The sequence below is a fragment of the Streptomyces sp. NPDC058534 genome (assembly GCF_042717365.1).
Taxonomy (GTDB): domain Bacteria; phylum Actinomycetota; class Actinomycetes; order Streptomycetales; family Streptomycetaceae; genus Streptomyces.
Genome location: NZ_JBHXNW010000011.1, coordinates 34463 through 45578, shown reverse-complemented (window position 1 = coordinate 45578; position 11116 = coordinate 34463). Strand labels below are relative to the sequence as shown.

Genomic DNA, 11116 nt, shown 5'->3' with positions numbered 1-11116 from the left:
TGGAGAGATAGATCGCGAGCTCACGCGCCCCGCGCCCTATGACCCGCGCCTCTGCCGCGCCCTCCTAGCGCCGCCTCCCACGCCGGCGCCCCCCCCCCCCCCGGCCCCCGGCCGCCGGGTTACCCCCACCGGCCGGCTCATCCTCTCCGCCGACGCCGACCGCGCCGACTGGCTCACCGCCCGCCGCTCCGGCATCGGCTCCTCCGACATCGCCGCCATCCTCGGCATCAGCCGCTACGGCAACGCCCTCAGCGTCTTCCACGACAAGACCGGCGGCCTCCCCCTGGAGTCCGACGACAGCGAACCCGCCCTCTGGGGACGCGCGTTCGAGGAGACCGTCGCCCGCGAGTGGGCCCGCCGCAACCGGTCGGTGGTCCGCCGTGTCGGCCTCGTCGCCCACGTCGACCGCCCGTGGGAGATGTGCACGCTCGACCGCCGCGTCCTGGAGTGTCCCCTCGCCGACGGCGCCGAGAAGTGCGCGGTCGAGATCAAGTGCCGCGACAAGATGAAGGCCTCCCAGTTCCGGGCCGGTGTCGCGGACGACGTCCTCGTCCAGACCCTGTGGCAGGCCATCGTCTGCGGCTTCGACCACGTCCACGCCGCGGTCCTCATCGGCGGCAACGACTACCGGCAGTACGTCATCCGGGTCCGCGACCACGCCCAGCTCGTCGCCGACCTCCGCGCGGCCGGTGAGCGGGCGTGGCAGCAGATCATCGAGCGGCGCCCGCCGGTCCTCGCCCACGACGCCGATCCGGACGTCCTCCTCGACCTGTACGGCCGCCTCCACCCGGAGCGTGCCGGGGTCGTGGACATCACCCGGGACGTGGAGACGCAGGAGGCCGTCGAGGAGTACCTCGACGCGCACCAGGACGTCGTGGCCGCCGAGAAGCGGAAGAAGGCCGCGAAGGCCCGGATCCTCGCCGGCCTGGCCGGGGCGGAGGCGGCCACGGTCCTCGACCGGGTGCACGTGTCGCTCGACGAGCGCACCAAGCGGAACACCGACCTGTCGCGGCTGGCCGAGCGCTGGCCGGATGCCTACGCGGACTGCGTCGAGGACCGCACCCACTACCAGCTGAGCATTCCCCGCTCTGTCCGTGAGGAGCACGCCGCATGACCACGATCGCTGAGCGGGCCGCCGTAGCCGCCGGCCGCGCCGACACCCCCGTCGGCCCGGGCGAGGACGCGCCGCCCGCCGAGGACTACGCCCCGGCGCCGGATCCGATGGCCGACTACGAGCCTGGCGAAGACGACCCGGACATGGTGCCGGTCCACATCGCCTGGCTCCGCGTCCGCAAGGACGTCCGCGCCATCGCCAAGGGCGAGCAGTACAACGGCGGCGGAACCCGCTTCAACTTCCGCGGCGTCGACACCGTCGTCAACACTTTCGGCCCCGTCACGCTGAAGCACGGCATCAACATCTTCCCCGTCGGCATCGAGGCAGAGCACCGGGACACCACCACGTCCAAGGGCAACAAGATGCGCGAGTGCACGGTGACCGTGTCGTGGATGGTCATGGGCCCCAAGGGCGACACACTGCCGACGCTGCTGAAGACCCGAGGCGAGGCGCTCGACTCCGCCGACAAGGGCACGGCGAAGGCGCAGTCCGTGGCACTGCGCGTGCTGTTGCTCACGGGTGGCCTGACGCCGACCCACGACAAGGACCCGGACGCCTCGCACGTCGACCGCGGCGAGGCGCCAGTCCGGCCGGCCGTCCAGTACCTCGACGAGATCACGCATCCGCAGACCAGCGCCGGCCGCCTGCGGCAGATCCACTACGAGCTGCGGCAGACGAACCAGCTGGGGGTGCTGCTGACGAACGAGGTCGGTGACGAGGAGCGGGCGGGCGACCTGGTCGTCCGGATCGGCAAGGAGCGCGCTGCCGGGGGTGCCCAGTGAGCTCCCCCTGGCACGTACAGCGCATGGCCGCCCTGGACTTCGAGGCGTCCGACAAGGACCCCGAGACGGCCCGCATCGTCTCCTGCGCCCTGATCCTCGTCGGCGGCGGCCTGGCCACCGACACCCGCACCTGGCTCGTGAACCCCGGGATCAAGCAGGAGCCCGGCGCGATCGCCGTCCACAAGCTGACGGACGAGCACCTCGCCGAGCACGGCACGCCCGCCGAGCAGGCCGTGCCGGAGATCGCCAAGTCGGTCGCCGAGGTCGTGGCCGGCGGAACCCCGCTCGTCGGCCACAACCTCGGCGGCTACGACCTCAACCTCCTCGACCGCGAATGCATGCGGCACCTCGGCGACAGCCTCGAAGGCATCGTCCGCCAGCCGCTGACCCGGGTCATCGACACCATGACCCTCGACCGGCACGCCGCCCCGTACCGGCGCCGCGTCTCCGAGACGCAGGGCCCGTACCAGATGCGGACGACGGCCGAGACGTACGGCCTGCCGTGGGACGAGGACGCCGCGCACGGCGCCGAGTACGACGCCCTCCAGTCGGCGCGCGCCGCCTACCGGATCGGGGCGATCGCGCACACCCGGCCGGAGGACCGACCCGCGTGGGTGCACCAGCTGCGGAACCGGCGCGGACCGTACGAGCGGTTCAGCGACCTGGCGTTCGTGGACGTCGAGGAGCTGCACCGCCGCCAGGTGGCGTGGGCGCGCCAGGACGCGGCCTCGTACCAGGCGTGGCTGCGAAACCCGGTGAAGGCCGGAGAGAAGCACGACCCCAAGGCCGTCATCGACGGTGCGTGGCCGCTGCGCCCGGTCCCGGCTGAGCGTTCGGAGGAACAGTGATGTTCGGCTTCACCACCACCCGCCGGCTGCAATTCGAACTGGCAGCGGCGAAGGCCGAGACCGACCGGCAGCGGCGCCGCGCCGAGACCGCCGAGGCGCACGCGGCCGTCGCTGTCCGCAACCGCAAGCAGGTCCTCGTCCAGAACGCCGAGCAGGAGGCCACGAACCGCCGCCTCGCCGGCCGGAACCAGGAACTGACCCGCCGCCTGGAGGACACCACCGAGGGCGCGTACACGGCCGACTTGGAAAACCGCGTGCAGGCCCTCGCCCGCGGCACCGCCCGGTGGATGACCGCGCTCTGGGCCCGGGACCGCAGGATCGTGATCCTCCAGCAGCAGCTCCACGGGACGAAGACGAACCTCGTCGCCTCCCAGGCCCGCGTGAAGGACCTGGAGGAGCAGCTCGGGAAGGCCGAGGCCGCCGTCGATCCGCGGCCGATCCACGGCGGCGCCCGCTACCCGGAGCCCCGGGACGAACTCCGGGCGGCGCGAAACCATACGGCCGCGCTGGACCGGCGCCTCACCGAGGTGACCGAGATCAACGCCCGCTGCCGGTGCGGGAGGGCGTCGTGAGCCAGTTCGCCGCCGCGCTCGGCGGAACCCTGACCGCGATCGGCGTCGGCGCCGTGATGGTCGGCCGGTCCTGGCCCGCGCCGACCGGCCGGCATCGCGCACTCCGCGCCGCCGCGCCCGCGGTCCTCCGCCCGGTCGAGGCCCTCGACCAGTTCGAGGCGTACTGCCCCGCCGAAGACCGGCCCACCCTCCAGCTCCACCTCCGCCTCGGCGGCTCGCTCTGCACCGAGTGCCGCAACGACACCACGGGGGTCCCCCAGTGACCACTCTGCTCAACGTCGAGACCCCGGCCGCTGAGGCGGCCGGGGTCCGGCCCGAACCCGCCATCACCATCACCGCCTTCGGCCTCCCCGCCCCACAGGGCTCCAAGCGGCACATCGGCCGCGGCGTCATGGTCGAATCCAGCAAGAAGGTCAAGCCCTGGCGGCAGGACGTCAAGCACGCCGCCCTCGACATCACCGAAGCCCACGGCGACTGGACCGTCCTCGACGGCCCGCTCGCCGTATCGATGGTCTTCACCTTCGACCGGCCCAAGGGCCACTACCGCACCGGCCGCAACGCCCACCTCCTGCGCGACGCCGCGCCGCCCCGGCCGGCCGGGATGCCGGACCTGTCGAAGCTGGTCCGCTCCACCGAGGACGCCCTCACCGGCGTGGTGTGGAAGGACGATGCCCGGGTCGTCGAGTACGTGCGGCTCGGCAAGTGGTACGCGGGCACCACCGCGGCCGACGTGCTGACCGTGCCCGGCTGCGTCATCCGCGTATGGCCGCTCGACGAGGCGGTGAACGCCCGATGACCCCCGACCAGGCCGCATGGGTCCGCGACCACGCCTGGCCGCCCGCCGACCACCCCCGCCGCCACCACTTCGGCCTCCCCACCACCAGCACCTGCTCATGCCAAGACGGGCCCTGCCCCGGATGCGCCCGCGGCCAACACGACGAGTGCTTCACGGCCGAACACGGCCCCGACGCCGACATGTTCCTCACCTCGGTCGACAACCAGAACGGCGACCTCGTCGCCAAGGTGATCTGCCTGCCCGGGCAGAAGCCATGCACGTATGTCTGCCCCTGCACCTGCCGCACCCAGCAGCGCAAGGAGCCGGTGGCCACACCGCGCCGCAAGACCACCCGCAGCACCGCGCCCGCAGCACCGGCTGGACAGCTCGACCTCTTCCAGGCGGTGGCCGCATGAGCGCCCGCACCCTGCCCGGACACGGAGAGTACAGCCGCTACATCCGTCACGGCTGCCGATGCGAACGCTGCCGCGCCGCCGGACGCTCCTACCGCCTCCGCCTCGCCTACGACCACACCAACGGCGTCCGCCGCCGCATCGACAGCACCCAGGTCCGCGTACACATCGAGAGGCTCACGGCGCGGGGCTGGTCCCAGGACCAAATCGCCGCCGCTGCCGGCGTCAACCAGGCCACCGTGTCCGTGATCATGTCCCGGCCCGAGTCACAGGTCCGTCGCAGCACCGCGGCCGCCATCTTCGAGGTCCACCTCGACCAGGTCGCGCCCATCCCGCGCGGCATGGTGGACGCCACCGGGAGCCGCCGACGGCTGCAGGCCCTCATGGCGCTTGGCCACACCGTCCCCGACATCGCCCGTCAGGTCGGCGTCGGTGAGAGCAGTCTTCAGCAGACCGTCGACGGCCGCTGGTCTCGGATCAAGTCGGTCACGGCCACGAAGGTGGCAAGGGTCTACCGGCAGCTGTCCATCACCCCGGCGCCGGAGTCACGGTTCGCCGAGCAGGCCCGCAACGACGCCATGGCGAAGGGCTGGTACGGGCCGATGGCTTGGGCGGACATCGATGACCCGGCGTGCGTGCCGGATCCCAACGAGCCGGTGGCGCCGGTGAGCGTCCACCCGGCGGACGTCGCCGAGTTGGCTGCTCAGGGGCTTGACGATCAAGCGATCGGCCGCCGGTTGGGCGTGTCACCGCGGACGGTTTTGCGGGCACGGACAGCTCACGGCATCCCGGCTGGAGTCGCGGCGTGAGCGGCTCTCGGCGCCGCCGCGCCCCGCCCGCCGAGCCCGAGTACCGGCCGGGCCAGCTCCTCGACTGGACCGACTCCAGCCACTGGGACCACACCGGCGCCCGGCCGTGCCGCTACTGCGACAAGCCGACTCAACTCCGCGACTCGAAGCGGTCCCCGGCGCACAAGGTCTGCGCCGAGGCCGCCCTCGCCCAACAGGCCGCCGACGCGGCCGACGCCTACCAGAACGGAACGACCACGTGAACGACCAGACCCCCGCCCTGCCGAAGCCGGGCCAGCAGCTCCGCGGCACCGCCCGCACCACCACCGCGCTGACCGCCGCCGACCTGTACGCACAGGGCTGCACGATCCGCTCCGTCGCCATCCAGATCGGCCGCTCCTACGGCGCGACGCGGGTGCTGCTGCTGGAGGCCGGCGTGCAGCTGCGCGCCCGCGGCGGCGGCATCCGGAAGGCGGCCGCCTGATGGGCCTCTACCACACCGTCGGTGTCGCCTACGGCTTCGAGATCCCCGACGCCAACTTCGACGCCCTCACCGCCGCGACCGCAGGCCTCCCCATCGGCTACATGACCATCGGCGACCGGGACAAGACGTTCCTCGTCACCGGCTGGACGTCCGTGGACAAGAACACCGCCGCCCGACTCACGCCCGAGTCCATGTCCGCCGCCGCCCAAGCCGGCTTCGACGAGGCGCTCCACGAGGCCGCCACCCGGCTTGGCCACCCCGACCACGACCCGCCCGCCTGGCTGGTCCTGCACGACTACAGCTGACCGGCCGCACGACGAAGCCCCGCACCAGCACGGTGCGGGGCGCCGGGAAGAGAGAGGAGAGGAAGGTGTCAGGACTCGGCAGTGAGTCGCTCGTACAGTTCGGGCGCGACCTCGCGCAGCGCGTTGACGATGCGGTCGTTCTTCACCGCCTCGTCGTGGAAGGCGGGTTCGACCAGCGCGACGAAGCGCTCACCGAAGTACGTGAGCCAGCGCGGTTCGTGAGCGACCCGCACCTCGTCCACGATGCCGGACAGCTTCTGCCTCGCCTCTCGCAGCGGGGTGTCGTGCGGGCCTGCCGCCGCGTGCATGGCGTTGTGCACCGGACTCTCGGTCTTGATGACGGTGGCCTCGTGCTGGCGCGCCGAGGTGCGGTCGGGGTGCCACTCGATCCCTCGCTTCTCAACCAGGTGCCACCACCGCTTCGTGAGGGCGTGGTAGTCGAAGCGGACGTCAGGGTTGTTCGTCATCCCGACGTACAGCAGCCGACCGTCTCGGGCGTACAGGCGGTACACGGCGGTCGGCTGGGTCTCGATGTCCGGCAAAGCGGCGCTCCTCGGTCAAGCCGGGGAGTCTTCTCCCTCCGGCTGCTTCTGCGCCTCGATGGCCTCCGCGGCCGGTACCGGCACGATCGCTGCGACGCGCCGGCCCCGGCTGGTCACGTAGGTGATCCGGCCCCGTACGGCGGTTTCGTTCACGACGTCGGACAGCGACGCCCGCAGTTCGCGGATGCCGATCTCAGCGCTTGTGTTCGCAGGCATACGCTCAGGGTAGCTGAGGTACACGTGCGTACCCAAGTGTACACTTGGACTGGTAGGAGCGGCACACGAAGACCCCCATAGAAGCCCTGGTTCCGCGCGCCCGAAACCCCTGAACCCCACGCACGAGAGAAGCGCCGCATGCCCTGGGTCAAGCTCGACGACCGGTTCCCCTCGCACCGCAAGGTCGCTCTGTTGACCGACCGCGCCTTCCGGCTGCACGTGTCGGCACTGTGCTGGGCCTCGGAGAACCTCACCGACGGCCGGATCGCCGACCGCGAGCTCCCGCTCGTCGCCAAGGTCCGCAACGTCAAGGCCACCGCGCAGCAGCTCGCCGAGGCCGGCGTCTGGGACCGCATCGAGGGCGGCTGGGAGATCCACGACTACCTCGACTACAACCCGAGCCGCGAACAGGTGCTCGTCGAGCGGAAGAAGAACGCCGAACGGCAGGAGCGGTTCCGGCGCCGGAAGAACGGCAAGCCGACCCCGCCCGGTAACGGCAGCAGTAACGGCGTTACGCCCGAAGGGTCGGATGCACCCGGAGAGCACGACGGCGACACGACGGAAGCACGACGGCGACACGACGGCGACACGACGGCGACCGGAAGCCGACGCGAAGAACCGTCAGATCCCCAGGTCACCGGAATCCGTAACGGCGTTACTAACGGCGCCCCGTCCCGTCCCGTCCCGACCCCAACCCCTTCTATGGCTGATGTATGTGGGGAAGGTGCCCGTAGTACGCGCGCTGATGCTGCATCCCTCGCACCGATCGACGCCGCGAACTTCACCCTCACCGACGGCATGCGCCGCTGGGCCCACCGCGACGGCTACGCCTCCCTCATCGACATCGACCACTCCACCCAGCAGTTCGTCAGCCACTACCGCTCCACCGGCGCACAGCGGAAGTCCTGGCCCGACGCCTGGCAGAAGTGGATCCGCGACGACGCCAAACGCGCCGCCGAACGTCGGCAACGAGCAACCACCCCCAGCAACGTCATCCAACTGCCCTCCGGCCAGCCCCTCACCGGCACCGACGCCACCGTCGCTGGCTGGGCAGCCCTGGCCACGCCGCCCTCCGAGGACTCCGCATGAACGAGTACGAAGCCGCCGAGCTGCTCGGCCACTGCGCCGCCTTCGACAACCGCAAGCCGTCCATCGCCGCCCGCGTCGCCTGGGCCGCCGCCCTCCACGACGTGCCCCTCGACCAAGACGCCCGCGACGCCGTCGCCGCCTACTACACAACCGCCCCCAAGGACCCGGACACGAAGCTGTGGATCCTCCCGCACCACGTCCGCACCCTCCGCACGAAGATCCGCAACACCCGGCTGGAGAACTTCCAGTACGAGCCCGTCCCGGACGAGACGACCGGCCAGTACCTCGCCCGCCTCCGAGGCCAGGTGAAGGCCATCGCCTCCGGCCGCGTGGCCACCCCCACCGCCCGACCGGCCCTCGAAGGCGGCCCCACGAAGCAATTCATGAAGGAACTGGAAGCCTGCGGCTGGCAGGGCAACCGCACTATCCCCGACACCGACCAGCCCACCACCGTCCTCGCCGACACAGTCCGCCGCGCGGGACCCCTCGGCATCGTCTGCCCCGACTGCCGTGCAGCGATCGGCTTCCCCTGCAAGACGAGCTTCGCCACCCGCAAGCACCCGCTCGGCCGGCCGCTGCTCAAGCCCCACTCGGCGCGCGTCCGAACCGCGGCCGGGGAGCAGTTGCCGAGCGCCGCCGAGCGGGCCGCGCAGGAAGACCGGGTCCGGCAGATGTCCGCTGCCGCTCTGGCACGACTCGCCGAGGAGCCAGTGGACGCGGAGATCGTGGAGGACGCGTCGTGAACACCGACCACCCCGAGTGGACCATCCGCTGCCCCTGGTGCGGAGCCAGCCCCGGCCAACGCTGCACCACCCCCAACGGCCGCCGCATCGCCATCCCCAGCCACGACGCCCGCATCACCGCCCACGCCGAACAGACCCGGACCACCGAGAGCGAGGCCACCGCATGAACCACGCCATCCCCACCACCCCGCAGGACGACCCCGCCGAGACAATCATGGCCGCGCTCGCCCACGGCATGACCGGCCACCCCGAGAAGGCCGCCGCCCTCTTCGAACCCTTCATCCTCGGCGGGCACGCCACCGCCCTCGGACTCTGCGCCGCCCTCGCAGAAACCACCGTCCGCACCGACCGTCAGACCCTCCCCAAGAACGGCGCCTTCGGACTCCTCGTCGTCGACCCCAAGACCGGCAAGCACGTCAACGTCACCGTCCTGCCCCCCGGCATCCGCTTCGCCGCCCAGTTCACCGCCGCATGGGCCAACAACGACCGCGACACCGCCCACGACCTCTTCGACGTCCTGGTCCAGCCCGGCACCGAAGAAGCAGCAAGCGCCCTCGCCGACGGCATCCGCGCCCTCTTCGACATGGCCGTCACCACGCTCAACGAGACCACGGGCCATACCTCGTGAGCCCCCTCGACCGGCTCCTCCTCGAAGCCATCCCCACACGCCCCGCACCACCCGTCCACGAGCCCTGGACGCCCGAGGAACAGCAACGCCACCTCACAGACCTCGACACCGAACTCGCCCACCACGCACGCCAGACACGCGCCCACAACCGACGGCAGAGGCCCACCGAGGCCGCCTGAGAGCGCCGATCCGGTTACAGCCACCCCGCGCGTGATCACTACCGCGCAAACCCCGCCACCACCCAACACGACCACCACAGGAGCAAACATGACCCACCACCCGTACACCGACGACGACCTCCGCGCCGAAGCCGCCCGCCAGCTCTCCGCACACGGACCGAGCACGAGCCCCGAGCAGGCCTATGCCGCAATGCTCGACGCCCACGTCGAAAGCCGTCGCGACACCGACGGACTCACCTGGCGCGAGGCCCTCGACGTGCCCGAGTTGGACGCGCCGTCGCGCTCCATCCACGCCCTGATCCGTGGCGCGGCCGACACCTCGAAGTGGGCCGTGAACCTCGCCGCCGACAACCTCCAGCCGTCCACCGAGCACACGATCACCCTCAACGCGGGCCGGCCGATCGCCCGGATCCATTTCGCGTTCGAGCCCGGCATGCACGAGGAGATGCGCACCCTGCTCGTCGAGGGCATCGGTGACGCGATCAACGAGGCTGGGGCCGAGTGGGAGCAGACGGACGGCGAGGCGCAGCGGTGACCGGCCGGCAGAACGAGATGGCCGCCAGCCTCCGCCGTGACGGCTTCGGACCCGACGAGATCGCCGCCATGTGTACCCCCACCGCGTCCGTCGCCGACGCCGTCGACCCGACCCCGTTGCGCTGGGGGCTGAACGACGTCCTCTGGGGCGACGACGACAGCGTGATCGTGCTGCTGTCCGGTCCGGGCGGTGAGCCGTACTGGCTGGAGCTGGACCCTGAGCGGGCGGCCGTACTGCGCCAGGACCTCGCCGGGCCCGACAGGGAGGCGCAGCGGTGACCGGCGCGCACGTAGTCATGTGGTCCGGAGGGATCACGTCATGGGCGACCGCCCGCCACGTCATCGCCGAACATGGCACGGCCAGCACTGTCCTGCTCTTCGCCGACACCAACGCCGAAGACGAGAGCCTGTACGCCTTCAACGATGCGGCCGGCGCCCGGCTCGGGCTCCCGATCACCCGCGTCGCCGACCCGCAGGAGCGCGACCCGTGGCAGGTGTTCGAGGACAAACGGTGGCTCGGCAACACCCGCATCGCGCAGTGCTCGATGGAACTGAAGCTGAGGCCCTGCAAGGACTGGCTCGCCGCCAACACGGACCCGGCCGACACGATCCTGTACGTGGGCCTCGACTGGACCGAGCCGCACCGCATCCCAGCCAACCGTGCCGGGTGGGCGCCGTACCGCGTTGAGTACCCGCTGACCGCGCCGCCGTTCTACGACAAGGGCCAGCTCCTCGCCGAAGCGCGGACGGGCGGCCTGCCGATGCCCCGCTTGTACGACCTCGGGTTCGCGCACAACAACTGCGGCGGGGCCTGCGTGAAGGGTGGCCAGGCGCAGTGGGCGCGGCTGCTGAAGGTCTTCCCCGAGCGGTATGCGCGCGCTGAGGCCGCGGAGAAGCGGATGCGGGCGCTGCTCGGCAAGGACGTGTCGATCCTCCGTGACCGTACCGGCGGTGACACGAAGCCGCTCACGCTGGCCGCGCTCCGGACTCGCATCGAGGAGCAGCCCGACCAGCTCGACCTCTTCGACGAAGGCGGCTGCGGCTGCTTCTCCGAGCTGGCCGCATGAACGCCAGGCCGGCCGCCCGTGTTGATGCCACGGGCGG

The 11116-nt window shown here is 71.5% G+C and carries 21 protein-coding genes; 19 read left to right on the top strand and 2 right to left on the bottom strand.

The features are described from left to right. The 11 genes from ACFWR9_RS09070 to ACFWR9_RS09020 form a co-directional block, all read left to right on the top strand. Nucleotides 1-1114 (top strand): YqaJ viral recombinase family protein (locus ACFWR9_RS09070; RefSeq protein WP_383837863.1); only part of this gene is annotated, 1114 nt, incomplete at its 5' end. Continuing rightward, on the top strand, nt 1111-1896 hold the full coding sequence (locus tag ACFWR9_RS09065; RefSeq protein ID WP_383837860.1) for an ERF family protein: 786 nt from the start codon (nt 1111-1113) through the stop codon (nt 1894-1896). The genes ACFWR9_RS09070 and ACFWR9_RS09065, both read left to right, overlap by 4 nt. Nucleotides 1897-1919: 23 nt before the next feature. After that, nucleotides 1920-2744 (top strand): exonuclease domain-containing protein, encoded by an 825-nt coding sequence (locus ACFWR9_RS09060; protein ID WP_383837857.1) that lies wholly within the window; start codon nt 1920-1922, stop codon nt 2742-2744. After that, nucleotides 2744-3316 (top strand): hypothetical protein, encoded by a 573-nt coding sequence (locus tag ACFWR9_RS09055; protein WP_383837854.1) that lies wholly within the window; start codon nt 2744-2746, stop codon nt 3314-3316. Before ACFWR9_RS09060 ends, ACFWR9_RS09055 begins: the two co-directional genes overlap by 1 nt. Further along, entirely contained in the window at nt 3313-3579 is a 267-nt protein-coding gene (locus tag ACFWR9_RS09050) for a hypothetical protein (protein ID WP_383837851.1), read from the top strand. Before ACFWR9_RS09055 ends, ACFWR9_RS09050 begins: the two co-directional genes overlap by 4 nt. Beyond that, complete coding sequence (locus ACFWR9_RS09045) at nt 3576-4112, top strand: RusA family crossover junction endodeoxyribonuclease (protein ID WP_383837848.1); 537 nt, start codon at nt 3576-3578, stop codon at nt 4110-4112. Before ACFWR9_RS09050 ends, ACFWR9_RS09045 begins: the two co-directional genes overlap by 4 nt. Then, on the top strand, nt 4109-4507 hold the full coding sequence (locus ACFWR9_RS09040; RefSeq protein WP_383837845.1) for a DUF6248 family natural product biosynthesis protein: 399 nt from the start codon (nt 4109-4111) through the stop codon (nt 4505-4507). Before ACFWR9_RS09045 ends, ACFWR9_RS09040 begins: the two co-directional genes overlap by 4 nt. Continuing rightward, on the top strand, nt 4504-5313 hold the full coding sequence (locus ACFWR9_RS09035; protein WP_383837842.1) for a hypothetical protein: 810 nt from the start codon (nt 4504-4506) through the stop codon (nt 5311-5313). Before ACFWR9_RS09040 ends, ACFWR9_RS09035 begins: the two co-directional genes overlap by 4 nt. Further along, complete coding sequence (locus tag ACFWR9_RS09030; protein ID WP_383837839.1) at nt 5310-5555, top strand: hypothetical protein; 246 nt, start codon at nt 5310-5312, stop codon at nt 5553-5555. The genes ACFWR9_RS09035 and ACFWR9_RS09030 overlap by 4 nt, the downstream gene beginning before the upstream one ends. After that, entirely contained in the window at nt 5552-5776 is a 225-nt protein-coding gene (locus tag ACFWR9_RS09025; protein ID WP_383837836.1) for a helix-turn-helix domain-containing protein, read from the top strand. The genes ACFWR9_RS09030 and ACFWR9_RS09025 overlap by 4 nt, the downstream gene beginning before the upstream one ends. After that, a complete protein-coding gene (locus ACFWR9_RS09020) occupies nt 5776-6081 on the top strand; it encodes a hypothetical protein (protein ID WP_383837833.1) in 306 nt (101 codons plus the stop codon). The genes ACFWR9_RS09025 and ACFWR9_RS09020 overlap by 1 nt, the downstream gene beginning before the upstream one ends. Nucleotides 6082-6149: 68 nt before the next feature. On the opposite strand, the gene ACFWR9_RS09015 is transcribed toward ACFWR9_RS09020, so the two are convergent. Both ACFWR9_RS09015 and ACFWR9_RS09010 read right to left on the bottom strand, forming a co-directional pair. Then, nucleotides 6150-6623 carry a GIY-YIG nuclease family protein gene (locus ACFWR9_RS09015; protein WP_383837830.1) on the bottom strand — a complete coding sequence of 158 codons (474 nt, stop codon included), beginning with the start codon at nt 6621-6623 and terminating at the stop codon, nt 6150-6152. A 15-nt stretch (nt 6624-6638) separates the two neighbouring features. Beyond that, nucleotides 6639-6839 carry a type II toxin-antitoxin system prevent-host-death family antitoxin gene (locus tag ACFWR9_RS09010; RefSeq protein ID WP_383837827.1) on the bottom strand — a complete coding sequence of 67 codons (201 nt, stop codon included), beginning with the start codon at nt 6837-6839 and terminating at the stop codon, nt 6639-6641. Between the two features lie 138 nt (nt 6840-6977). Here ACFWR9_RS09010 and ACFWR9_RS09005 point away from each other — a divergent pair, with 138 nt between their 5' ends. The 8 genes from ACFWR9_RS09005 (at nt 6978) to ACFWR9_RS08970 (ending at nt 11079) form a co-directional block, all read left to right on the top strand. Beyond that, entirely contained in the window at nt 6978-7928 is a 951-nt protein-coding gene (locus ACFWR9_RS09005; RefSeq protein ID WP_383837824.1) for a hypothetical protein, read from the top strand. Beyond that, complete coding sequence (locus tag ACFWR9_RS09000) at nt 7925-8671, top strand: hypothetical protein (RefSeq protein WP_383837821.1); 747 nt, start codon at nt 7925-7927, stop codon at nt 8669-8671. The genes ACFWR9_RS09005 and ACFWR9_RS09000 overlap by 4 nt, the downstream gene beginning before the upstream one ends. After that, entirely contained in the window at nt 8668-8838 is a 171-nt protein-coding gene (locus ACFWR9_RS08995) for a hypothetical protein (RefSeq protein WP_383837818.1), read from the top strand. The genes ACFWR9_RS09000 and ACFWR9_RS08995 overlap by 4 nt, the downstream gene beginning before the upstream one ends. Further along, nucleotides 8835-9299, top strand: coding sequence for a hypothetical protein (locus ACFWR9_RS08990; RefSeq protein ID WP_383837815.1), 465 nt, complete (start codon nt 8835-8837; stop codon nt 9297-9299). The genes ACFWR9_RS08995 and ACFWR9_RS08990 overlap by 4 nt, the downstream gene beginning before the upstream one ends. Next, the gene (locus tag ACFWR9_RS08985; protein WP_383837812.1) at nt 9296-9478 is read left to right on the top strand and encodes a hypothetical protein; all 183 of its coding nucleotides are present in this window, start codon (nt 9296-9298) and stop codon (nt 9476-9478) included. The genes ACFWR9_RS08990 and ACFWR9_RS08985 overlap by 4 nt, the downstream gene beginning before the upstream one ends. An 88-nt stretch (nt 9479-9566) precedes the next feature. Further along, entirely contained in the window at nt 9567-10013 is a 447-nt protein-coding gene (locus ACFWR9_RS08980) for a hypothetical protein (protein WP_383837809.1), read from the top strand. Then, complete coding sequence (locus ACFWR9_RS08975) at nt 10010-10291, top strand: hypothetical protein (RefSeq protein WP_383837806.1); 282 nt, start codon at nt 10010-10012, stop codon at nt 10289-10291. Before ACFWR9_RS08980 ends, ACFWR9_RS08975 begins: the two co-directional genes overlap by 4 nt. Then, nucleotides 10288-11079, top strand: coding sequence for a hypothetical protein (locus ACFWR9_RS08970; RefSeq protein ID WP_383837803.1), 792 nt, complete (start codon nt 10288-10290; stop codon nt 11077-11079). Before ACFWR9_RS08975 ends, ACFWR9_RS08970 begins: the two co-directional genes overlap by 4 nt. Nucleotides 11080-11116 lie beyond the last annotated feature (37 nt).